At 41.5% G+C, this 23,478-nt stretch carries 19 protein-coding genes; 10 read left to right on the forward strand and 9 right to left on the reverse strand.

Annotated features, from left to right (window positions below; genetic code table 11):
* The first annotated feature begins 29 nt into the window (after nt 1-29).
* From tatC to PDL71_RS00285, 3 genes are all read left to right on the forward strand, one after another.
* On the forward strand, nt 30-908 hold the full coding sequence (tatC, locus tag PDL71_RS00275) for a twin-arginine translocase subunit TatC (protein WP_407523961.1): 879 nt from the start codon (nt 30-32) through the stop codon (nt 906-908).
* A gap of 118 nt (nt 909-1,026) precedes the next feature.
* Nucleotides 1,027-1,479 (forward strand): ribose 5-phosphate isomerase B, encoded by a 453-nt coding sequence (gene rpiB, locus PDL71_RS00280; RefSeq protein ID WP_407523963.1) that lies wholly within the window; start codon nt 1,027-1,029, stop codon nt 1,477-1,479.
* Nucleotides 1,480-1,554: 75 nt separating this feature from the next.
* A complete protein-coding gene (locus PDL71_RS00285) occupies nt 1,555-3,006 on the forward strand; it encodes a M28 family metallopeptidase (protein ID WP_407523965.1) in 1,452 nt (483 codons plus the stop codon).
* Nucleotides 3,007-3,079: 73 nt separating this feature from the next.
* Here the strand turns inward: PDL71_RS00285 and PDL71_RS00290 are convergent, their stop codons facing one another.
* The 5 genes from PDL71_RS00290 to PDL71_RS00310 all read right to left on the reverse strand — a co-directional run bounded on the left by PDL71_RS00290 (nt 3,080) and on the right by PDL71_RS00310 (nt 7,504).
* A complete protein-coding gene (locus PDL71_RS00290) occupies nt 3,080-4,747 on the reverse strand; it encodes a putative transporter (RefSeq protein WP_407523967.1) in 1,668 nt (555 codons plus the stop codon).
* An 86-nt stretch (nt 4,748-4,833) separates the two neighbouring features.
* Entirely contained in the window at nt 4,834-5,475 is a 642-nt protein-coding gene (locus PDL71_RS00295) for a DUF1349 domain-containing protein (RefSeq protein ID WP_407523969.1), read from the reverse strand.
* 50 nt (nt 5,476-5,525) lie between these two features.
* Nucleotides 5,526-5,840 carry a cupin domain-containing protein gene (locus PDL71_RS00300; protein WP_407523971.1) on the reverse strand — a complete coding sequence of 105 codons (315 nt, stop codon included), beginning with the start codon at nt 5,838-5,840 and terminating at the stop codon, nt 5,526-5,528.
* Nucleotides 5,841-5,936: 96 nt separating this feature from the next.
* The gene (locus tag PDL71_RS00305) at nt 5,937-6,911 is read right to left on the reverse strand and encodes a deoxyhypusine synthase family protein (protein WP_407523973.1); all 975 of its coding nucleotides are present in this window, start codon (nt 6,909-6,911) and stop codon (nt 5,937-5,939) included.
* 146 nt (nt 6,912-7,057) lie between these two features.
* On the reverse strand, nt 7,058-7,504 hold the full coding sequence (locus PDL71_RS00310) for a hypothetical protein (RefSeq protein WP_407523975.1): 447 nt from the start codon (nt 7,502-7,504) through the stop codon (nt 7,058-7,060).
* A gap of 263 nt (nt 7,505-7,767) precedes the next feature.
* Between PDL71_RS00310 and PDL71_RS00315 the strand changes: the two genes are divergently transcribed.
* On the forward strand, nt 7,768-8,361 hold the full coding sequence (locus tag PDL71_RS00315) for an ACP phosphodiesterase (protein ID WP_407523977.1): 594 nt from the start codon (nt 7,768-7,770) through the stop codon (nt 8,359-8,361).
* A gap of 33 nt (nt 8,362-8,394) precedes the next feature.
* On the opposite strand, the gene PDL71_RS00320 is transcribed toward PDL71_RS00315, so the two are convergent.
* Nucleotides 8,395-9,693, reverse strand: a complete 1,299-nt coding sequence (locus tag PDL71_RS00320) for an acetyl-CoA hydrolase/transferase family protein (RefSeq protein WP_407523979.1) — start codon at nt 9,691-9,693, stop codon at nt 8,395-8,397.
* Nucleotides 9,694-9,906: 213 nt separating this feature from the next.
* Here PDL71_RS00320 and PDL71_RS00325 point away from each other — a divergent pair, with 213 nt between their 5' ends.
* Together PDL71_RS00325 and asnB are read left to right on the forward strand one after the other, a co-directional pair.
* Nucleotides 9,907-10,479 carry a DUF2911 domain-containing protein gene (locus PDL71_RS00325; RefSeq protein ID WP_407523981.1) on the forward strand — a complete coding sequence of 191 codons (573 nt, stop codon included), beginning with the start codon at nt 9,907-9,909 and terminating at the stop codon, nt 10,477-10,479.
* A gap of 79 nt (nt 10,480-10,558) precedes the next feature.
* Nucleotides 10,559-12,409 (forward strand): asparagine synthase (glutamine-hydrolyzing), encoded by a 1,851-nt coding sequence (gene asnB / locus PDL71_RS00330; RefSeq protein ID WP_407523983.1) that lies wholly within the window; start codon nt 10,559-10,561, stop codon nt 12,407-12,409.
* A 151-nt stretch (nt 12,410-12,560) separates the two neighbouring features.
* On the opposite strand, the gene PDL71_RS00335 is transcribed toward asnB, so the two are convergent.
* The gene (locus PDL71_RS00335; RefSeq protein WP_407523985.1) at nt 12,561-13,538 is read right to left on the reverse strand and encodes a bestrophin family protein; all 978 of its coding nucleotides are present in this window, start codon (nt 13,536-13,538) and stop codon (nt 12,561-12,563) included.
* Between the two features lie 80 nt (nt 13,539-13,618).
* Here PDL71_RS00335 and PDL71_RS00340 point away from each other — a divergent pair, with 80 nt between their 5' ends.
* Genes PDL71_RS00340 through PDL71_RS00350 form a run of 3 tightly spaced genes read left to right on the forward strand, consistent with a single transcriptional unit; the run spans nt 13,619 to nt 15,863 of the window.
* Entirely contained in the window at nt 13,619-14,758 is a 1,140-nt protein-coding gene (locus PDL71_RS00340; RefSeq protein WP_407523987.1) for a cystathionine gamma-synthase, read from the forward strand.
* 26 nt (nt 14,759-14,784) lie between these two features.
* Complete coding sequence (locus PDL71_RS00345) at nt 14,785-15,549, forward strand: TIGR02757 family protein (RefSeq protein WP_407523989.1); 765 nt, start codon at nt 14,785-14,787, stop codon at nt 15,547-15,549.
* Nucleotides 15,549-15,863 (forward strand): hypothetical protein, encoded by a 315-nt coding sequence (locus PDL71_RS00350; RefSeq protein WP_407523991.1) that lies wholly within the window; start codon nt 15,549-15,551, stop codon nt 15,861-15,863. The genes PDL71_RS00345 and PDL71_RS00350 overlap by 1 nt, the downstream gene beginning before the upstream one ends.
* A gap of 82 nt (nt 15,864-15,945) precedes the next feature.
* On the opposite strand, the gene htpG is transcribed toward PDL71_RS00350, so the two are convergent.
* A complete protein-coding gene (gene htpG, locus PDL71_RS00355) occupies nt 15,946-17,796 on the reverse strand; it encodes a molecular chaperone HtpG (protein WP_407523993.1) in 1,851 nt (616 codons plus the stop codon).
* Between the two features lie 131 nt (nt 17,797-17,927).
* Here htpG and PDL71_RS00360 point away from each other — a divergent pair, with 131 nt between their 5' ends.
* A complete protein-coding gene (locus PDL71_RS00360) occupies nt 17,928-19,568 on the forward strand; it encodes an ABC-F family ATP-binding cassette domain-containing protein (RefSeq protein ID WP_407523994.1) in 1,641 nt (546 codons plus the stop codon).
* A 66-nt stretch (nt 19,569-19,634) separates the two neighbouring features.
* On the opposite strand, the gene PDL71_RS00365 is transcribed toward PDL71_RS00360, so the two are convergent.
* A complete protein-coding gene (locus PDL71_RS00365) occupies nt 19,635-23,357 on the reverse strand; it encodes a T9SS type A sorting domain-containing protein (RefSeq protein ID WP_407523996.1) in 3,723 nt (1,240 codons plus the stop codon).
* Nucleotides 23,358-23,478: the final 121 nt, after the last annotated feature.

Raw genomic sequence — 23,478 nt, forward strand, 5'->3', positions numbered from 1 at the left:
CTCATGGCAAATCAGTTATTTTTGCAGCCGTGGCAGAAACAAGTTCCAAAACAAGCTCTCTTTTCAAACGCATCCGTGGCCGCTCTGCCAGTGAGCAGGCCGAAATGAGTTTTATTGACCACCTGGAAGAGCTTCGCTGGCATGTGATCCGTGCCGTAATTGCCATCCTGGTTGGAGCGGTTGTCGTTTTTATTAATATTGATTTTGTTGTTGATAAGGTGCTGATGGGTCCTGTGCACAATGATTTTATCACTTATAAATGGTTGTGTGCACTGGGCAACAAACTTGGGGTACAGGATCTTTGTCTCCAGGATTTTTCCATAAAATTTATGAGTAACGCCATGACGGAGCAATTCCTCATGACGTTTACAGTGGCATTTACCGGTGGGTTCATCATTGCATTCCCATATGTGTTCTGGGAAATCTGGAAGTTTGTACGTCCGGCTTTGAGTGCGACAGAAAAGAGAGGTACCCGTGGTGCTATTGCATGGGTATCCATCCTTTTTTTTATGGGTGTAGCATTTGGTTATTATGTGCTCACACCGTTCATGGTAAATTTTTACAGCAATTATTCATTGAGTGCCCTTATTGAGTTTCGCCCCACCATCAGTGATTATTTTGAAAACCTGATTTATCTCACAGTAGGTATCGGGTTATTATTTCAATTGCCTGTGGTGGTAATGCTTTTAACCAGGGTAGGTATTCTTACACCCCACACCCTTCGCAACATCCGCAAGTATGCTTTTGTAGTGATTCTGATTATGGCTGCTATCATTACACCTTCTACTGACCCCTTCAGTTTAATGTTGGTTACTGCACCTTTGTATTTACTGTATGAATTCAGCATTGCATTGAGTATGCGCATCTACAAACGGCAAATGAAGGAAGCAGATAAAGAATGGGAGTAGTTGGAGCCGGCAGTACGTAGTGATTAGTGAATAATTTATACATGAAAATTGTTCTGCAGATAAAGTACCTTTGAACTCAATTACCCGCTCTCCATTATCTAATTATAAATTAAACAACATGCTTCCATTTGATATGAACAAACCTGTGGCGATTGGTTGCGATCATGCAGGGTTTGATTACAAAGAAGAACTCATTTCCTTCCTCGAAGGAAAAGGAATTGCATTTCAGGATTTTGGTACGCATTCAAAAGACAGTGTTGATTATCCTGATTTTGCACACCCCGTTGCATCGGCTGTAGAAAAAGGTGAAGCAGCATTTGGTATTCTGCTTTGCGGCAGTGCCAATGGTGTAGCCATTACGGCTAATAAACACCAGGGCATACGTGCTGCAATTTGCTGGGGCGTGGAGCTGGCTGACCTGGCCCGTAAACACAATGATGCAAATGTCATCTGCATACCTGCCCGCTTTGTTCGGGAGGGTGATGCTGAAAAAATGGTGAACACCTTTATGAGTACCCACTTTGAAGGTGGCCGTCATGAAAACCGGGTTAAGAAAATTGCCTGTGCATAAATAAAAGACCATTCAAATAACAATCCCGCCGTGGCGGGATTTCTTTTTTATATTCGCCTCCATTAAAAATAAAGCATGAAGAAACTACTGATTGTACTGTGCGGATTGCTTGCACTCCATACATCTGCACAAAAGAAAAACAAAACAGCCGAGAAGTATGCAAAAACTATTCTCGCTGCTGATTTACAAACACATTTGTTTATTGTAGCCGCTCCTGAAATGGAGGGAAGAGAAACAGGTACAGAAGGTCAGCGTAAAGCAGCCGTGTACCTCAAACAACAGTTTACAAAAATCGGTATTGCACCGGGCAACAACGGAAGCTTTGAACAATTCTATCCCTTGTACAAAGACACGTTGAAGGAAGCACAAATGAGCATTAATGGCAAATCGTATGTGTTTGGTAAAGATTTTACTGCTGCACTCAACAGTATTAATACCTCAACCATGTACATTGGTGAGGTAATTCAACTTGCAAAAGGTGATACCGTAACAGATATAAAAGGAAGAACCGTTCTTTTTGCCAAGGCACCTGCACAGCAGGATTTGTTTCGTGTATACCAGCGCCAACCGGCGCTTGTACTGATTGCACAAACAGGAATTGACAAACAACCTTCACCAAGAGCCGGAAGAATGTACTTCTCCTTATTCCGCTCCCGTCAGATGGCTGCAACGGTTCGTATTTCAGAAGAAATGGCGGAACAGATTCTGAAAGCTGATTTTGCAAAAGCAAAAGAACAGACACTGGAAACAAAAGCTTACAGCACGGAGTTAACAGTAGCTTTCAATAAAGACGTGCAAACACTCAGCGCCTCTAACGTATTAGGTGTTATTGAAGGAACTGATAAAAAAGATGAGTGGGTGGTGATTTCTGCACATTATGATCATGTTGGTATTATCGGCGGAAAAATTCATCCCGGTGCTGATGATGATGGAAGCGGAACCGTAGGCTTACTGGAACTGGCCGAAGCGTTTGCAAAAGCAAAAGCAGCCGGAAAAGGACCCCGCCGCAGTATTTTATTTTTAGCCGTAAGTGGTGAAGAAAAAGGATTGTGGGGAAGTGAGTACTACAGCAATCATCCCGTGTACCCGTTAGATAAAACATCACTGGATATTAATATTGATATGATTGGCAGAAAAGATGATAAGTTGAATTCTGCAGACAGTAATAACCATGTGTACCTGATTGGTGATGATAAGCTGAGTAGTGAGCTGACTAATTATGTGGACAGCATCAATAACCTGTACATCAAAATCATTACAGACAGAAAGTATAATGATCCTAAAGATCCTAACCGTTTATACTTCCGCAGCGATCATTACAATTTTGCACGCAAAGGTGTTCCCATCATTTTCTTTTTTGATGGTATTCATAAAGATTATCACAAACCATCTGATACGCCGGATAAAATCAATTATGATTTGTATGAGAAGCGTACAAGACTTGTATTTTACTTAGCATGGGATGCGGCTAACAGGAATACTATGTTTGTGAGAGACAAATCATTGGCAGATGTGCCGACACGTTAAATACAATCAGCAGTTTTACTGATTCAGCAAAAAGGTGATTGCTTCAGACGCAATCACCTTTTTTATTTCGGTATCAACTGAAAAATAAAACCAGCAGTTGTGCTGCAATAATCCGCAGGATCATGGTTAAAGGATACACTGTAGCATAAGTAACATTAGCCACTTCATTCTTTGCCATTTGGTTGGCAAAGGCCAATGCAGGAGGATCAGTACTGGCACCGGCCAGCAAACCACATACTTCAAAATAAGTTTTACGAAAAACATAATGTGCTACAATCCCAACAAGCAGCAAAGGAACTAAGGTAATAGTGAGGCCCATACCAATCCACATCCATGCATTACCACCACTGAAAGCCTGGTGCAGGTTATGACCGCTGCCTAAACCCACACTGGCAAGAAACAAGGCAATACCCAGCTCCCGGAGCATCAGGTTTGCACTGTAGGTAGTAAACTGGTTGAGGTATATTTTATTTCCGTAGCGGCTCAGCAATAAAGCAATTATTAGCGGACCACCCGCCAAACCAATTTTAACCGGCACGGGCATATTGAAAACAAAGAACGGAATACTGCCGAGCAATACACCCAACACAATACCAATGAAAATAGGAGCAATATCAGGAACATCCAGTCGTTTCATTTCATTGCCCAATACCTTACCAACCATTTCAACGCCTTCTTTAGTGCCCACAACTTTTATATGATCACCTAACTGTAAAACAATATCACCATGCGGTACCATTTCAACACCGGCACGGCTTAAACGAGTTAATGTAAAATCATGCTGATGCAAAGCAGCCAGATCCCCCAATCTTTTGTGCGTAACAGCAGGTTGTGTAACCACAATAATGCGGGAAATAAGTTCACTTTGTGGTGCTTCTTTCAAGTTAACAGTAGCTTCTTCACCTATAATCATTTTTAAAACCGGCACCTGTTCTTTATGTGCTACTATAAGCAACACATCATCTTTATGAACAATCGTTTGAGGTGTTGGAGTGATCACTTCACCGTTTTGTAACATCCGTGATACTACAATAGGTTCTTTGAGTAAATCAAAAATGGTACGCAGCGGTTTCCCTTCCACCTGCGGATTGCTTACCTGCAGGTGTACAGATACAGGCCGGTTGCTTTTAATGATATCCAGCTTCCGGTGCAGCTCCCGTTCCTTCTCAAGATCTACCCTGAATATTTTTTTAAGCAGTAGCAACGAGAGAATAATCGCAAACACACCAAAAGGATATACCACCGCATAGGCCAATGCAATAAAAGAGGTAGCATCGTTATTAAAATGAAGGTCTTTGGCAGCATCCTGTGCAGCACCTAAGCCGGGAGTGTTTGTAACAGCGCCGCTCATAACACCGGTTAAGGTAGTGATTGGAGTAGCCGTAAAAAGAAAGAAGAGTATGGTAATGAGTACCCCTGTTCCCACTACTGCTGCTGCTAATCCGTTAGTAACGGCTGCATTTTTTTTGAGTGATGAAAAAAAACCGGGCCCCACCTGAAGGCCGATGGAGTACACAAAAAGAATTAATCCGAATTCTTTGAGAAAATGTTCTGTTTCAGGGTTAAGGTTGATGCCAAGATAAGAAAGAAGCAAACCAAGAAATAAAATCCATGTAACACCTAAAGAAACACCTGCAATTTTAATACGGCCCAACCATATTCCCAACGCAATCACCACACCATACACCATCACTGTTTGAGGGATGCTTTGTTCTGTGATGAGTTTGATTAACCAATTCATAACGGGTGTAAAAGTAGGTAATGACGATGCAGGCAATGCTAATTTAAATCAGTTCATTTGCTTTCTGCAGACAGTAACTCCTTTATTCATTCGCCTTTATACGGATCACTGATTGTTTTTTGTTTATACGTTATTTCAGAAAACAACACCCTGCAACTATTGCCGGTGGGCGATTGAGCAAGAAAACCGACCTGTATTTCTCCCGGATGAAACTGAAAGTGACGAACCAACAGCCATTTATTTCCGTTTGATGAGGTATAAAGAGTAATTACATTTCCTGCTTTGGCTATTTTAAACCATGCAGTATTTGAACTCATGGCAACTGAATTGCAATCATCTGATATATCTTTAGTTACTACTGATACAATCCTTCTTGTACCGGTATAATCTTTTTCAAAACAAAATTTTACCCAGTTTAAACTATCTGCTTTAATAACCAATGCACCTCCATCCCATTTACTGGTAAAAGCATGTTCAATTTTACTGATGAGTACAAAATCTTCAGTTGTTTTAAATAACAGTTTCGGCGCATTATCTGTGTTATATGTTACGTTGGGGTCCCGGAACATATCTGTTTTTGCACCCGCATTGATTGTAAGTGTGTTCCCTTTTATAGCATAGGAAAGCGGCTTGTTCTCCCAATATAGAGCATGTGGTATAGTTGCAATACGCAGTGAATCATTTGCAGATGCAGTTGTTGATAGCCCGGCAATGAGAAATATCATCATAACAACCCACAGGGCTTGATTACTTCGCAACATAAAATAAGTATTACAGATTAACGATAATCATCTCTGGCCGGACTGAAGAAATCAATCACCTTTACATCGGTAACAGCAAATGCTTTGTGCGGTACATTTGATGGAATTACATGATAACATCCTGCCGTTAACAGATAATCTTCTCCACCTATATTCATCTGCAATTCTCCTTCCAGTATATAAGTAATCTGTTCGTGCACATGCTGATGTGTTTGCAGTGTGCTGCCCTGTTTAATATCCCAGATGCTTACCGTGCCTTTATCCCCATGAATCATTTTTCCAAAAAAGCCGGGACGCAGTTCCTGTACGGGAATGTTATTGATATGATCCATTCAAATTGTTTTGATAAAAATAAAATAAAAGGTGATGCACTGTTGCATCACCCTTTATAAACATTCAATTATGAAAGTAACTCAAAACCCGTTTTGTTACCAACCTAAAATCCATGCAAACATCAAGGGCGCTACAATTGTTGCATCGCTTTCTACAATAAACTTAGGTGTATTGATATCTAATTTACCCCATGTAATCTTTTCATTAGGAACGGCTCCGCTATAAGAACCGAACGATGTAGTACTATCACTGATCTGGCAGAAGTAACTCCAGAACGGTACATCATGCCACTCTAAATCCTGGTACATCATGGGTACTACGCAAATAGGAAAATCACCGGCAATACCACCACCGATCTGGAAGAAACCAACACCTTTCCCTTCTGAATTTTTTCTGTACCAATCAGCCAGCCAAACCATATATTCAATACCGCTTTTAACCGTGCTTGCCTGTAGCTCACCTTTAATAACATAGCTGGCAAAAATGTTACCGGTAGTACTGTCTTCCCAACCGGGACAAACGATGGGAATATTCTTTTCGGCAGCTGCTACTATCCAGCTGTCTTTAGGATCAATTTCATAATACTGTTTTAAATCGCCGCTTAAAACTGTTTTGTATAAAAACTCATGCGGGAAATAACGTTCGCCTTTTGCTTCAGCTTCCACCCATTGACGGTGCAAATGTTTTTGCAGGCGGCGGAAGGCTTCTTCTTCAGGAATGCAGGTATCGGTTACACGGTTGTAATGATTTTCCAATAAATCCCATTCGTCCTGAGGAGTAAGATCACGGTAGTTGGGCACACGCTTATAGTGGCTGTGTGCTACCAGGTTCATCACATCTTCTTCGAGGTTTGCACCGGTACAGCTGATGATATGTACTTTATCCTGCCGAATCATTTCGGCCAGTGAAATACCAAGCTCGGCTGTGCTCATGGCACCGGCGAGTGTAATCATCATTTTACCACCTTCGTTTAAATGGGTTTCATAACCTTTGGCAGCATCCATTAACGCAGCAGCGTTGAAATGACGGTAATGATGCTGAATGAATTGTGAAACGGGTCCTTTGTTCATCGTTTAAAATTTTAAAGTGACCGCCTTCAGATCCCGCCATGGGCGGGAGACGTTGCGAAAGAGCCGCAAAGGTAACTGATTGCCATTAAGAAATCATTAAAAAACCCTCTCAACAGGAGAGGGCTTATCCAAAACAACCATGATGGTTACTGTTTCTTTTTCTTGGAAAGTTTGGTAACAGCACCGTTGGTTAAAATTTTGTAGGTAACCAGGTGTTTCTCCGTTTCCGCCTTTACCAGGTAATACAACTCACCGTACTGATTTACTTCGGCAATAGTATTAACCGTTACATCCTGGCCTAACTCCTGGATAGCTTTAGCCACCATAAAACTTACCCGGTTAATGTCTACGGTACGTTGAACAGCTTCCAGTTCTCCTTCTTCACTGATCCAGGCTTTGATGTCTTCATTGTTCAGTTCAAACTGAACAAGGTATAAGCCTTCTGTACTGGTCCATTGCACATTGGCAGCATCTTTAAAAGTGCTGGCAAAGGTTGCTTTTGCTTTTTCTGAAACGGGAGATGACGGCGGTGCTGCCATTACTGATGCGGTGGCTACACAAGCGGCCACCAGAAGAACAAACATTTTTTTCATGATAAAAAGGTTTAATGATGTATGATAATTGACGATCAAAACTATTTTTTGTTACGGTCCGGTGCAAGTAAATACACATAAACGGATGTTAAGGTTTTTTGATGCTGTATGAACGGCAATTATAAAACTGTAAAATCCGGCCTGATTCGATGAAACCCTTGATGACAAAGGGTTTCAGCATTTCTTAAAACACTGCAAAAACCGAATGAAATTTGTTAATGCCCCGATGAACGGCGGATGAACGGTTTTTCCGAACTTACAGTATGAACTACCTGGCCCATGCTTATCTCTCCTTTAACCATCCTGAGCTGTTAGCAGGCAATATGATTAGTGATTTTGTAAAGGGCAAAAAGAAGTTTGATTATGCGCCTGGCATTCAAAAAGGAATTACCCTCCACAGGGCTATTGATACATTTACAGATGATCATCCGGCCACTAAAAAAGCAAAAGAGGTGTTCAGGCCACATTACCGGCTCTATGCTGCTGCGTTTGTAGATGTGGTATTTGATCATTTCCTGGCAACAGATACCAATCACTTTACGCCACAAACACTGCATCTCTTTTCGGATGAAACCTACCGGCAACTTGATGCCTATGAAACTGTTTTTCCCGATCGCTTTGCCCGGATGTATCCTTATATGAAAACACAAAACTGGCTTTACAACTATCAGTTTCGCTGGGGTATTGAAAAAAGCCTGGGTGGTGTAGTAAGACGTTCAGCTTACTTAACAGAAAGTGATACCGCTTTCCGCTTGTTTGAAGAGCATTATGATCATTTGCAGGAATGCTACGCTCAACTTTTCCCGGAATTGTTTACGTATACACAGCAACAGGCAACACTTCTGCTGGAAGCATAAAAGTCAAAATCTTAAAAATTATGCCTGGCACACTTAATAAAGCGCCGGAAAATGTTTAAACCGTTCAAAGCTGGCACGCTCCAGCATTTCCCTGTCATCAGGATGGGCTATATCAATTAATGCTTTAGCACGCTGGCGCAGATTTTTACCATACAGATGCGCCACACCATACTCTGTTACAACATAATGAATATGGCCACGGGTGGTAACCACACCGGCCCCTTGTTTTAAATAAGGAGTAATACGGTTAATACCTTTTGCTGTTCTGGATGTAAGTGCAATGATGGGTTTACCTCCCTCGCTCAAAGCAGCGCCACGCATAAAATCCATTTGTCCGCCAATACCGCTGTACTGCATGGTACCGATACTATCTGCACAAACCTGACCGGTAAGATCTACTTCAATAGCACTGTTAATAGCAATCACTTTGGGATTACGACGGATTACATGCGGATCGTTTACATAATCAATATCGAGAAAAACAAATGCAGGATTATCATGTACATAATCATAGAGCCTGCGTGTACCCACTGCAAAACCTGTTACTGCTTTATAGGGGTGTATTTTCTTTTTGGTGTTGTTGATCACATCTTTTTCAAACAGATCAATAATACCATCACTGCACATTTCAGTATGCACGCCTAAGTTTTTATGATTGCTGAGGGAGCGGAGAACCGCATCGGGTATGGTACCAATTCCCATTTGCAGGGTGCTTCCATCATCAATCATCTCGGCTATGTATTTGCCTATCTGTAATTCATCTGCACTCACTTTGGCACCATAGTCCACCTCCGGCAAAGGATCTTCACAATAAACAAAACAATCAATACGGTCCACATGTATCAAACTATCGCCATGGGTACGTGGCACATTGGGGTTTACCTGTGCAATAATATGTTTGGCGGTGTTTACAGCACTCCGGGCAATATCAACACTTACACCTAATGAGCAATAGCCATGAATATCCGGCGGACTCACCTGCACCAGTGCCACATCAATGGGCAAGTATCCTTTCTTAAAAAGATCGGGAATATCGCTGAGGAAAACAGGGATGAAATCAGCACGGCCTTCATTAACGGCTTTACGCACACTCTCACTTACAAACATACAGTTGATATTGAAGATGCCTTCATACTCCGGTTTATCTACGGTAATATCACCCTGTACGGTAATGAATGTTAATTCTACATTTTGCAAACGGGGGGCCTGTTTAGCCAACTCCCGCAATAAACATAAAGGTGTTTGGGCGCTGCCATGCACAAAAACACGTTGGTTGCTCCGGATAACAGATAAAGCCTCTGCAGCTGATTGATAGGTTACTTCTTTATACATAACGGATCGAAATTATGTGCAATATTAGCCGTACGAAAGTTACTGAAAGATGTTGGGAAGCAGCAGGCAGGGTGATTAAAAACAGCGGGAAAAGAGGTTAAAATATTTGGTTGTAATACTTTTTTTCCGGTGCTGCAATCCTCCGCCCACATAAGATCGTCTCTACCTTGAACGTTAATGAAGTACATTTGCCCATCCAAAAAAATCAGCGTTATGAAACAATTGTTTTTTACCGGCCTTATCATCGTATTCAGCATGGCTTTGCAGGCACAGAATGGTACTAAAATGCCGCCGCTGGACAAATCGCCGATGGATATGAGCTATTATCCGGTTAATTATCCCATACTCCGTATTCAACCCAATAAAACGGTAGAACCTCTTACAGCACGTGTAGTGTACAGCCGTCCACAAAAAAATGGCCGTAAGGTTTTTGGTGAACTCGTAGAAGATGGAAAAGTATGGCGCTTAGGTGCGAATGAAGCCACCGAAATAGAATTTTTCCGTGATGTTAAGATCGGCGGCAAAAAAATTAAAAAGGGCCGTTACACCCTCTACGCACTGGAAAACAAAGAAAAATGGACCGTGATTTTAAATACTGAAACTGATATATGGGGCGCTTTTAAATACGATGCTGCAAAAGATGTAGTACGTGTTGATTGTACTGTTTACCGCCAGGCTGAATTAACAGAAGCTTTTTCTATGATGTTTGAAAAGGTGAACGATAAACAATTCAATCTTGTGATGGCTTGGGATGATGAAGTGGTACGATTACCGATAGGTTTGTAACAACATTAATCTTACAATTACAACTCCGTCTTGAGACGGAGTTTTTTATTTCTTTACCTTCTTTGTATTTTCATTGTTCATGTGTGGCATAGCAGGCATTCTTTCAAAAAACAAACAACATGTATCAGCCCGGCGGGTTGAACAAATGAATAATGCACAGGCACACCGTGGGCCAGATGGTGAAGGTGTTTGGCTCAATGAAAATGAAACAGTGGCCCTGGGTCATCGCAGGCTCAGCATTCTTGATCTGAGCGATGCTGCAGCTCAGCCTTTACACTACCTCAATCGATATATCATCATCCACAACGGTGAAATTTATAATTACATCGAGTTAAAGGATGAGTTGATAAAAAAAGGTTACAGCTTTCGTACGGCATCTGATACAGAAGTAATTGCTGCCGCTTATGATTGCTATAAAGAAGAGTGTTTACAATTGTTTGACGGTATGTTTGCTTTTGCCATTTGGGATGAAAAGGAAAAAAAACTCTTTGCGGCCCGTGACCGCTTTGGCGAAAAACCATTCTATTATTTCTATGATGGTGAACAACTGCTTTTTGCAAGTGAACTGAAAGCTTTGTGGGCAGCAGGTGTACCCCGCCGGTGGAATCATATGATGCTGCTTTCCTTCCTGGCAAACGGTCATACACAAAATGCTGTTGACCCATCGCTTACATTTTACAAAGATGTGTTTTGTATACCACCGGGGCATTATGCCGGTTTTCGTTTACGCAACAATGAGCTTTTTGTACAACTGTACTGGGATTTAGATAAGCAATCCTCCGTTTCAATTACAGAAACGGATGCTGCAGAACAATTCAATCAACTTTTTTACAAAAGTGTGCAAAGAAGACTACGGAGTGATGTTACCGTTGGTACTTCTTTAAGCGGTGGGTTAGACAGTTCATCCATTGTTGCTGCCTGCAGTAAATTTCATTCATCAGTTAACAGTCATCAAGCATTTACAGCTATCTTTCCCGGCTTTGAAAAAGATGAATCAGCACTTTCAAAACTGGTGGCATCACAATTTCAATTGCAGCAGTTCACAGTGCAACCTGATGTTGATGGTTTCATCGCAGATTTTGAAAAATTATGCTTTCACCAGGAACAGCCATTTAATTCCTCCAGTGTATATGCACAATACAAAGTAATGCAGTTAGCAAAAGAGCAAAACGTAACTGTATTACTTGATGGACAGGGGGCTGATGAAACACTCGCCGGTTATATCAAGTATGTACATTGGTACCTGCAGGAACAGTTTGCCCGTTTCAGATATGGCTTTACCATGCAGGAGCGTATTTTATTCCAGCAGAATAAAGTGCCTTTTCAAAGGGGCTTTGCTAATTATATGGCTGCCTGGTTTCCGGTAGTGGCCAATGCACAATTAGAAGAAATAGAACGCAAAAGAATACTGGTACACCCGCACATCAGCCGTGATTATGCACACGCTCATTACGATAAATATTACTCCGTTTACAAACCACCGGTAAGTAAGCTCAACGATATTTTATATTTCAATACGATGCAGCAGGGTTTGGGAGAATTACTGCACTATGCTGACCGAAACAGTATGGCGCATGGCCGGGAAATAAGACTTCCATTCTTAAATCATGAACTGGTTGAATTTATTTTCTCACTTCCTGCCACCCTTAAAATGCATGGAGGTTTTACAAAGTATATACTGCGAAAAGCAATGAATAATATTTTGCCCGATGAAATTGTTTGGCGAACGGATAAAACAGGCTACGAACCGCCACAAAAACAATGGATGCAAAGCAGGCAATTACAGGAACTGATTATGGAGAGCCGGAAAAAACTGGTAACTGAAAAAATTCTTGACGAAGTTGTTCTTGATAAACCGATTCAGAAAAAAACTGCGTATGAAGCAGATAATTTTGACTGGCGCTATTTAACAGCAGCGGCGATGATGTGATGATTTGGGCACATGCTTTGATGTGTGCGATAAATTCGCTCCGCTCAGTACAGGCTGCCACGCTTTTCATTGTTGCCATGAAATGCTGAACCATGAAACGAGCGTGGCAAGGGACGATAACCAATGCTGTAAAAGCCTGTTACCAAAAGCCTCACATTAATATTCCATCTACCGGTTTTATTTTTTCAGGAATATCTGTTTCGCCCAGCATTTCTTTTAAGTCAATTTCAATGGTACGGCAGATAGCCGTCATAGGAACATCATTGATGCCGTTTTCAAAAGGATTTTCACTGGTGTCGCCCACCTTTTCCATGGTATTGAAAATCCATGATACAATAATGTGGGTGGGCACTGTAAACCAAACGGACCATTCGCCTATTTTTTGAAACTCGCCTAATAAACCAAAAGGTAATACCAGGATTAAAACCCAGGTAAAAGCGTAACTGAAAAATGCATACTGCCGTGGAAGCGGAAAGCCTTTGATGCGTTCACAGGCGCCTTGCTGGTTATAAAACTCAACTACCAGTTTTTCCATTTCAATAAAACGAAAATCATTAAGCGCTCCTTCGTTATACAGTTGACGTAGTATAGCAGATTGTTTTTTGAGTAAGTGAGTAGCTGCATTTTTGTACTTTACTGCTTCCGTAACTTCATCTTCCGGTAAAAAAACTTTGAGTTCGGTATCTAAATGATGCTGCCGAAACTCTGTATGTGATTCTACAATTCTTCTGTCAGTGCCATGATAATGCCACACGGTATCTTTTCTTAATTGATTTTTTAGGGCATGAATAAAAGCGAGGTGACGATAGATTAACTGCCGTTTCACTTCCGGGTTACCATCAATATAATCCAGCACCATCATGCCCCAGCTCCGGCTGAAGTTGACGATGCTTCCCCAGATTCTTCTTCCTTCCCAAAGACGATCATACGCTGAGTTATTCTTAAAGCCTACATATAAAGCCACTGCTGTACCCACAATTGCAACAGGAGTAAAGGGTGCTGCCAGGAATTTTAAGTTGAGAAAAAAATAAGCAGCTGTAATACCTGTTGAATAAATCAAAAAGAAAATGAAAGGCTTTCTCGCAAACTTCCAGATAAGGGGAATATTTACCCGGCGATTAATATACATAAGAGCAGCTGGTGATTTTATGAAATAATTGACTTCAATTTACTTGAAAGTAAGCACATTTGCAGTTGAAATTATAAAGTATGAAACTCAATACAAAAGTGATACATGCAGGTGCACATCCTGATCCGAGTACAGGAGCGATCATGACACCTATTTATCAAACCAGCACTTATGTGCAGGAAGCACCGGGTGTAAACAAAGGTTTTGAATATGCCAGAAGCCAGAACCCCACCCGTAAAGCATTGGAAGAAGCCTGTGCTGAAATTGAAAACGGAAAGTTTGGCTTAGTGTTCAGCAGCGGGGTGGCGGCTACGGATGCAGTGATTAAATTATTAGCACCGGGTGATGAAGTAATTGCAGCGAGTGATATGTATGGTGGTACGTATCGTTTGTTTATGAAAGTGTTTGAAAAGTTCGGATTGAAATTTATTTATGTGGATACCACCAATCCTGCCAATGTGCAGGCAGCGGTTACGGCTAATACAAAATTGATTTGGCTCGAAACTCCTACTAATCCGCTTATGAACATCACTGATATTAAAGCCATCAGTGTTATTGCCAAACAAGCGGGCGCACTGCTATGTGTTGACAATACATTTGCTTCGCCTTACTTACAAAATCCGTTAGACTTAGGTGCAGATATAGTGATGCACTCCTCCACCAAGTACCTCGGTGGGCATAGTGATGTGATTCAGGGATGCCTCGTGATTAATGATGCAGAACTCAGAGAAAAATTATACTTCATCCAAAAAAGTTGCGGTGCAGTGCCCGGACCCATGGATTGTTTTTTAGTGCTGCGTGGTATTAAAACATTGGCAGTGCGTATGCGTGCGCATTGTGAAAATGGAGAGAAGATTGCAAATTGGCTGAAGTCACATCCCAAGGTGGGGAAAGTTTACTGGCCGGGCTTTACAGATCATCCCGGTTATGCAGTTGCCAAAGCACAAATGCGTGGCTTTGGAGGTATGATCAGTTTTGTACTGAAAGATGACAGCGTGGAAGAAGCGAAACGTGTATTGTCTTCTACTAAAGTTTTTTCATTAGCAGAAAGTTTAGGTGGTGTGGAAAGTTTGATCAACCATCCTGCAAGTATGACGCATGCAAGCATACCACGTGAAGAACGCATTAAGAACGGATTAAGTGATTCATTAATTCGTTTAAGTGTGGGCATTGAAGATGCAGATGATTTGATTGAGGATTTGAAGCAGGCGATAGGATAAGCCCTACCCTTAAGGGGAGTAAAACAATGAACAAAGATTTAAAGCGATTATTGAATACGAAGGTTGATTATTACAATCAACCTTCTTTTATTCCTGCCGATCCGGTTTGTGTTCCGCATCTGTTTACCAAACAACAGGATATTGAAATTGCCGGATTCTTTGCCGCCATTTTTGCCTGGGGCAACAGAACCACTATCATCAACAAAAGCAAAGAGCTGATGCAGTTGATGGAGATGCAGCCGCTTGAATTTGTGCTTCATCGTTCTCCATCAGACTTAAAAAGGTTGCAGTCATTTAAACACAGAACATTTACAGCTGAAGATTTGTATCATTTCATTGCATTCTTTCATCAGCATTATTCAAAAAACGAATCATTGGAATCAGCTTTCTTTCCGAAAAAGAAAATGACGGTTGAAGAAGGATTGAATTACTTCAAAGCATATTGTTTTTCAACAGAGCATTTAAAACGTACCGAAAAACATGTAAGCTCTCCTCAGCAAAAATCAAGTTGCAAGCGGTTGAACATGTTTCTACGCTGGATGGTGCGTAAAGATGAGAAAGGAGTTGACTTCGGCATCTGGAACAACATACAGTCCAAAGATTTAATTTGTCCGCTGGATGTACATGTTTCAAGAGTGGCAAGACAGCTCGGTATGCTACAACGAAAACAGGACGACTGGGAAGCGGCTGTGGAGCTCACCAATAATTTACGAACTTTAGATGCCAATGACCCCGTAAAATATGATTTTGCTTTATTCAGCATGGGAGTTATTGAAAACAAACTCAACTGATGGCAACCGAAGAGCTCATACAATCCATCAACAACGAACTGGCGCTTGATTTGCCCGGCAATATTGCATTGGCTCAATTAAAAGAACAACTTGCCGCACACATCAATCATCTTATTAAGAATGATTTTGAAAAGCTGGTATTCTATCTCTATCGTATTGATGTAAATGAACAAAAGATGAAAGCTATGTTACAAGCGCCGCATGAAAATTCAGGTGAGCTGATTGCACAACTCATCATTGACCGCCAATTGGAAAAACAAAAGACGAAACAGCAATTCAGAAATAAAGGTGAAAGTGATGAAGAGAAATGGTAATTAAAAGTAAGAGGCGACACCTTCAAATGCAAAAGGTGTCGCCTCTTTATTTGTCAGGCCGCTCCAAGCGGCCAGACAGTTATTAAGGTTCCATAATCAAACTGCTCTTCGTTTCTCCCTGCATCAATGCTACGCTTCTGTTAATGAACTCAGTCAAATTATTTCCCTTCAGCATTCCCTGTGAGAGTAAGGCCAAATCAGCAAGATTGTGAATCATTTCTTTCGCTTTTACTTCATTGTTTTCGCTCATAATTTGTTGATACAGTTTGTGGTTGCCATTCACTGTTAACTCCACTTCATCTGGCATTTGTGCATAAAAACTGCCCATAGGCCCGCTCATGTGCGCCATCTCTTTCATACGGCGCATCATTTCAGGACGGGTGGCAATAACCGGCGGTGCCTCAGGACTCAATCCCTTCACTTCCACATTCAAATGCAAATCAGTAAGCTGAATGTTGAAATACTCTTTCAGTTTTTTTGTTTCATCTTCACTCAATACACTTTTCAGTTCATCCTGCTTGTCAATCAAATTATCAGCAATATCTGCATCCACACGCTTAAACACCACATTCTCCCATTTCATTTCCATGTGACTGATAAACCCTGAATCAACAATGGTATTCAGCTCCACCACTTTATATCCCCTGTCTTGTGCTGCTTTGATGAATGTGTGTTGTTCCGTGGGATTTGTTGTATAAAGCAAGACCAGCTTACCGTCTTTATTTTTTTGAATCGCTTCAGTTGAAGTGCGGTATTCTTCAAGTGTATAATATTTATCAGTGCCGGTTTCTTTTACAATATGAAACTTATTCGCTTTCTCCAGAAACTTATCATCCGTTATCATACCATACTTCACAAACAAGCCAAGGCTTTCCCACTTTTCTTCAAACTCCTTACGTTCGTTACGGAAAATTTCATCCAGCTTATCTGCTACTTTTTTAGTAATGTGTGCGTTAATCTTTCTCACATTGGGGTCACCCTGCAAATAGCTGCGACTTACATTCAAAGGAATATCCGGACTGTCAATCACACCATGCAACAGCATTAAAAACTCCGGAACTATATCTTTCACTTCATCTGTTACAAAAACCTGGTTGCAGTAGAGTTGAATTTTATCCTTCTGTATTTCATAACTCTGTTTGATTTTTGGGAAATACAAAACGCCTGTTAAGTTAAACGGATAATCCACGTTCAAATGAATCCAGAATAATGGCGGTTCACTAAATGGATAGAGTTCCTTGTAAAAATCCTGGTAGTTCTGTGAGGTAAGTTCACTTGGCTTCTTTACCCACAAAGGTTGGGTATTATTGATTTGCTCATCACCATAATAAATTGCAACCGGTAAAAACTTACAGAAACGTGTAAGTATTCCTTTTAAACGATCATCGTCTAAAAATTCTTTGCTTTCATCATCTACGTGCAACACAATATCAGTTCCTCTTGTGCTGCGTTGTGTTGTTTCTTCCAGGCTGTACTCAGGGCTGCCATCACATTCCCAACGCACGGCGGGTGCATCTTTAAAGCTTTTGGTAATCACTTCTACCTTTTTACTCACCATAAAGGCGCTGTAAAAGCCAAGACCAAATTTTCCGATGATGGCATTTTCATTCTGCCCTTTGTATTTCTGCACAAACTCTTCTGCACCACTGAATGCTACCTGGTTAATATACTTCTCCACTTCATCCGCCGTCATACCCACACCATAATCGCTGATGGTGATGGTGCCGGCTTCTTTATCCAGCTTCACTTCCACTTTCAAATCGCCCAGTTCACCTTTTACCTCGCCAATAGATGAGAGGGTTTTAAGTTTTTGAGTGGCATCCACTGCATTACTTACCAGTTCCCGCAGAAAAATTTCATGATCACTGTACAGGAATTTTTTAATAATGGGAAAAATGTTCTCAGTTTGTACACGAATACTTCCGGTTTGCATACGATTTATCATTTTGGAGGGGCAAAAATCAATAAAAATGCCGAACCTGCACAAAGAGACAAAATTTCAGTTTGCATCAAACCCTTTCCCAGCCTTAATTTCCGTACCTTTGCGGCTTCAAAAAAAGAGCAATGTTAAGTGCAAGAAATATAACCCTCGCCTACGGTAAAAGGGTACTGTTTGACGAAGTAAATATCAATTTCGTAAAAGGAAATTGTTATGGTGTGATTGGTGCCAATGGTGCCGGCAAGAGTACGTTTTTAAAAATCCTCAGTGGCGAAATTGAACCCAACAAGGGCGTGGTGGAAATTACACCCGGCGAACGCATTGCGGTGCTCAAACAAAACCAGTTTGAGTTTGATGAGCAAACGGTGTTAAACACGGTGCTGATGGGCCACAAAAAAATGTGGGAAGTGATGCATGAAAAAGATGCTATCTATACTGATCCTGATGCAACAGAGGATGATTATATGCGTGCCGGTGAACTGGAAGCGGAGTTTGGTGAAATGGGTGGTTACACAGCAGAAAGTGATGCCGCTACTTTTTTAAGCAGTTTGGGTATTAAAGATGAGTATCATCAAAGTTTGATGAAGGACATTCCGAGTAATTTAAAAGTGCGTGTATTACTGGCACAGGCATTATTTGGAAATCCGGATATTTTATTACTGGATGAGCCTACCAATGGTTTGGATATTGAAACTATCGGTTGGTTGGAAAACTTTTTGGCTGACTATGAAAATATTGTACTTGTAGTAAGTCACGACCGTCACTTCCTGGATTCTGTATGTACGCATGTAGCAGATGTGGATCGTTCCAAGATCAAAGTATTTACCGGTAACTATACCTTCTGGTATGAATCAAGCCAATTGATGGCACGTCAGTTAGGCGATAAGAATAAGAAGATTGAAGATAAACGCCAGGCATTGATTGACTTCATCGCACGATTCAGCGCTAACGCATCTAAATCACGACAGGCCACTGCCCGTAAAAAAGCATTGGAGAAGTTAACCATTGAAGAAATTGAACCGAGTAACCGCAAGTATCCAGGTATCATTTTTCAACCATTGCGTGAAGTGGGCAACCAGATCTTGAATGTAGAGAAACTGAAGAAGACGGTGGATGGCCGTGTGTTGTTTGATAAAGTTTCTTTCACAGTGAATAAAGGTGATAAGATCGCTTTTGTAAGTAAAGATCCGTTAGCCGTTACGCATTTCTTTGACATCATCAATGCGGAAGAGATTGCAGACAGCGGCAGCTACGAATGGGGAACAACCATCACAAAAGCCTATTTGCCTGTAGAAAATAATGAATTCTTCAAAGAGCCTTTGAATCTGATGGAATGGTTGCGCCAGTTTGTTCCCAGTCATGTTACTGATGCAGACGAACCCTTCCTGAGAGGATTTTTAGGAAAGATGCTGTTCAGCGGTGATGAGATCATGAAAAAAGTAAATGTGCTGAGCGGTGGTGAAAAGGTACGTTGCATGATCAGTAAGATGATGATGCAGAATCCTAATTGTATCGTTCTGGATCAACCCACTAACCACCTCGACCTGGAAAGTATTCAAAGCTTTAACGAACAATGTATTGAATATAAAGGTGTGGTGTTATTAACATCACATGACCACACATTCATGCACACAACTGCCAACCGTATCATTGAATTAACACCCAACGGTATCATTGATCGTTTAACAACGTTTGATGAGTACCTGGAAGATGCAAGAGTGAAACAGCTACAGGAAGAGATGTACGGTACTGCAGTAACAGCATAAATAAAAGGCGGCCAAAGGCCGCCTTTTTCATTGGTAGTGTTTGGGTAATTGTTACTGAAAAATATTCTACTGTTTGATAAAAGGATAAACCTGCTTTTCATGATTCATCCACAACTCAAGAAAGTAGGTTCCTTTAGCTAGGTCATCCACATCTAATTGAAGTGTACCGGACGCATTGCTATATTTTTTTGTCTTCAGTACACGACCTGTTATATCAGTAATGCGTAGCTGTAATGATTCATTACCAATCGAAGAGATACTGATATTTAAAACAGATATCGTTGGATTGGGATACATGGCGATCACTTTCTTATTGCTGAAGTCAACTATCCGGATTTCACTGCTCTTGCTTCTTCCATCATTATCTTGTTGTAACAAACGGTAATAGTTACGGCCGTTCAATGGTGCAGCATCTGTAAAGCGGTAAGACTGTGTAACAGCACTGTTACCATTAGCGGCTGCCGGTACAAAACCAAGATCGGTAAAATTTCGTCCGTTACTACTGCGCTGTACTGTAAACCTTTTGTTGTTTTGTTCAGAGGCAGTACTCCAAATGAGCTCTGCTGTTTGTGCTTTACGCTTCGCATTAAACTCCAGTAATGTAACGGGTAGTGTAGAAGAAACCGTTTGCACAATAAAGCCGCTGAAGCCGGTTACATCAAAACTTACTTCCCATCGGCTGAGGGTGGCATTCCACACAATATCAGAATCAGCAGGATCAATGATCGTAGAACCATTGGTATAACTGCCGGGTAGTCCTGTACCATTGTTGGAGGTGCCATTGTATTTTCCTATACGAAGATTGCTGATACCTGCTGCATCTGCTGCACCTGTGGGCAGGTTGAGTGTGCTGGCAGGATGGTTATTAAAATCAGTAAACTCCTGTTGTGTAAAATAAAGAGTGACACGGCCGGTAGCAGTGGATGCATTGGCAGCCGGTGTAATTTCATAATGACGTGCCACAAATGGAACACCGGCAAAGGTGGGCACACTGCTTTCAATCCAGGCTTGTGCATTAACCGTACCGCTCACCGGGCTGGCACCATTGGGAGAAATTGTACCAATGATTCTGCAGGAAGAATTGGTAACTAATGGCACAGCAGAATTTCCATTGATGGAAGTGGTAACCAAATCGAGATGATTGGCCAATGCCTGACCAACGGGATTGTAGATAACAACCCGGTTTGAAATAGGTATTGCCGCAATGATATAATCGTACACAGAATTGTAAGTAGGATTAATACTACCGGTTACAGAACCTGTTACACTGTTACAGGAATTAATAGCGCCCGATACGCCCGTACTGCCATTGCCCCATGTTACAGCGCCGGCATTGGCAATTGCACCGTTGTCCCAAGACCCGGACCTTAGATAATAATTTCCATTAAGTGACAATGAAACAATGCCTCCACTACCCACCTGATCACTTGCAGTACTTCCTACTAAAGAATTAGTACTGCTCACTACACCACTGGCACCGGTATTTCCATTGCACCAGGTAACAGCACCTGCATTAATAATTGCTCCATTATCCCAATTTCTTGATTCCACAACATAATTACCATTTGAGAAAATACTGATACCAAAGCCCACCTGATCACTTGCTGTACTTCCTACCAATGAATTACTGCTGCTTATCAAACCTGTTACGCCTGATGTACCACTTCCCCATGTAACAGCACCTGCATCAGTAGCAGCTCCATTGTCCCAGGTTGTAATACGAACAATAAAATTATCATTATTCAACCTGTTAATCTGGCAACTATTCATATCCCCTGATGTTCCTCCCAGCAATGAATTCGAACTATTGATTGTGCCCGTAAGACCTGTAGTTCCATTTATCAACGTAACAGCACCTGCATCAACTACTCCTCCATTATCCCAACTGTTTGAAGCAACAACATAATTGCCATTATTTAAAAGAGCGGCAGCAGTTCCAAGTCCTATATTATCATTAGTGGTACTTCCCACTAAAGAGTTGGAAACACTCACCGCACCTGCTATCCCTTTTGTACCATTTCCCCAGGTAATAGCTCCTGCATCTACAATAGAGCCATTATTCCAGAAGTATGAGCGGACTAAATAATTTCCGTTTGACAAAGGGATAATTCCTCCAACTCCTACCTGGTCATTTAACGTGGTTCCTACCAAAGAGTTGGCGCTGCTGATAGTACCTGTTCTGCCGGTAGTGCCATCACACCATGTTACTGCCCCTGCGTCAACAACACTTCCATTGTCCCAGACAGAAGAAGTGACTATGTAGTTTGAATTGCTTAAAATAGTTATCCCGCCTCCAACGTTATCATTGGCGGTGCTTCCAACCAAAGAATTAGCACTGCTGATGGTACCTGTTCTTCCGGTGGTTCCGTTACACCAGGTAACCGCACCGGCATTAACAATGCCGCCATTATCCCATAAGGTAGAGGCTACAACATAGTTTCCATTGCCTAAAGAGGTAATATTAATGTTGCCAATTTGATCATTAGCCGTGCTTCCAATTAAAGAATTAGTATTGTTTACAGCACCAGTTCTTCCCGTGGTGCCATTACACCATGTAACGGCACCCACATTAGTAATTATGCCATTATCCCATGACTGAGAGGCCACCACATAGTTTCCGTTATTTAACAGGGTAACATTATTACCAATTTGGTCATTTAAGGTACTGCCCACGAGTGAATTACTGCTGCTTACCACACCGGTTGCACCGGCACTGCCACTACCCCATGTAACAGCACCAACATTTGCAATGGTGCTATTATCCCAACTACGGGATATAACCACATAATTACCGTTGCTTAATTCAACTACACCGTTAATGCCGATTCGGTCATTTAGAGTGCTGCCCACTAATGAATTGGTGCTGTTAATAACACCTGTTCTGCCTGTAGTTCCATTACACCATGTAACTGCACCAACATTGCTGGTTATGCCCGGATTGTCCCAATCAGGAGAAACAACCAGGTAGTTACCATTACTTAAAAATTGAATATATCCTGTAAAATCACCACTTGTACTTCCTACCAACGAATTACTGCTGCTCACTACGCCGCTGGTGCCTGTACTGCCATTGCACCACGTTGCTGCACCAGCATTAGCAATAGCACCATTGTCCCAATTAGCGGAATAAACAACATAATTGCCATTTGAAAGTAAATTCACCTGCCCCACCTGGTCACTGGCAGTGCTGCCTACCAAAGAATTGCTGCTGTTTATTATGCCTGATATACCTGTGTTGCCATTGCCCCAGGTTATAGCGCCGGCGTCAAAAGCTGCTCCATTATCCCAATTGGTACTTCTTACAATATAATGACCGTTTGAAAGTGGAGTTATACCTCCATTTCCTACCTGATCATTAGCAGTACTACCCACCAGCGAATTACTGCTGCTCACCACTCCGTTTAGTCCTGTAACGCCATTACACCAGGTAACAGCCCCGGCATCTGCAATGGCTCCATTATTCCAAATGGTACTATTCACCACAAAGTTGCCATTGGAAAGTCTGGTTATGCCACCATTACCAATCTGGTCACCTGTGGTACTTCCCTTTAAGGTGCTGATGAGTTGGTGTGTACTGCCGTTATAAAGGTAAACAGCACCCACTTGTGTAACAGGACCTTCGCTGTATGAAATATCTATAATCACATAATTACCGTTAGAAAGAACAAAGACGTTCCCAAACGTTCCGCTTCCTGCGGGGCCATTGATGATTGTTTGTTGAGTATATCCTTTACCCAGAATAAAAAGAAAAAGAAATGAAAAGAACAGTTCAGTCAGTTTAATTCTCATAAAAAATGATTAATGGTATAGTTGAAAGGTGAATCTGGATGGTTATCAACTGATCCGGTTTGCAATGAATGTTGCAATTTGGAATTGTCTTAAATTCCAAAGAGTAATCACCAATTGTTTG

Source organism: Lacibacter sp. MH-610, from assembly GCF_045780045.1.
In the GTDB taxonomy this organism is placed as follows: domain Bacteria; phylum Bacteroidota; class Bacteroidia; order Chitinophagales; family Chitinophagaceae; genus Lacibacter.

Coding starts and splice junctions, on each gene's coding strand:
- PDL71_RS00325 (WP_407523981.1), top strand. CDS start 9,907: ATGAAACAATTGTTTTTTACCGGCCTTATCATCGTATTCAGCATGGCT.
- asnB (WP_407523983.1), top strand. CDS start 10,559: ATGTGTGGCATAGCAGGCATTCTTTCAAAAAACAAACAACATGTATCA.
- PDL71_RS00365 (WP_407523996.1), bottom strand. CDS start 23,357: ATGAGAATTAAACTGACTGAACTGTTCTTTTCATTTCTTTTTCTTTTT.
- PDL71_RS00320 (WP_407523979.1), bottom strand. CDS start 9,693: ATGTATAAAGAAGTAACCTATCAATCAGCTGCAGAGGCTTTATCTGTT.
- PDL71_RS00285 (WP_407523965.1), top strand. CDS start 1,555: ATGAAGAAACTACTGATTGTACTGTGCGGATTGCTTGCACTCCATACA.
- PDL71_RS00335 (WP_407523985.1), bottom strand. CDS start 13,538: ATGTATATTAATCGCCGGGTAAATATTCCCCTTATCTGGAAGTTTGCG.
- PDL71_RS00350 (WP_407523991.1), top strand. CDS start 15,549: ATGGCAACCGAAGAGCTCATACAATCCATCAACAACGAACTGGCGCTT.
- PDL71_RS00305 (WP_407523973.1), bottom strand. CDS start 6,911: ATGAACAAAGGACCCGTTTCACAATTCATTCAGCATCATTACCGTCAT.
- PDL71_RS00315 (WP_407523977.1), top strand. CDS start 7,768: ATGAACTACCTGGCCCATGCTTATCTCTCCTTTAACCATCCTGAGCTG.
- PDL71_RS00295 (WP_407523969.1), bottom strand. CDS start 5,475: ATGATGATATTTCTCATTGCCGGGCTATCAACAACTGCATCTGCAAAT.
- rpiB (WP_407523963.1), top strand. CDS start 1,027: ATGCTTCCATTTGATATGAACAAACCTGTGGCGATTGGTTGCGATCAT.
- PDL71_RS00290 (WP_407523967.1), bottom strand. CDS start 4,747: ATGAATTGGTTAATCAAACTCATCACAGAACAAAGCATCCCTCAAACA.
- PDL71_RS00300 (WP_407523971.1), bottom strand. CDS start 5,840: ATGGATCATATCAATAACATTCCCGTACAGGAACTGCGTCCCGGCTTT.
- PDL71_RS00310 (WP_407523975.1), bottom strand. CDS start 7,504: ATGAAAAAAATGTTTGTTCTTCTGGTGGCCGCTTGTGTAGCCACCGCA.
- PDL71_RS00340 (WP_407523987.1), top strand. CDS start 13,619: ATGAAACTCAATACAAAAGTGATACATGCAGGTGCACATCCTGATCCG.
- htpG (WP_407523993.1), bottom strand. CDS start 17,796: ATGCAAACCGGAAGTATTCGTGTACAAACTGAGAACATTTTTCCCATT.
- PDL71_RS00360 (WP_407523994.1), top strand. CDS start 17,928: ATGTTAAGTGCAAGAAATATAACCCTCGCCTACGGTAAAAGGGTACTG.
- PDL71_RS00345 (WP_407523989.1), top strand. CDS start 14,785: ATGAACAAAGATTTAAAGCGATTATTGAATACGAAGGTTGATTATTAC.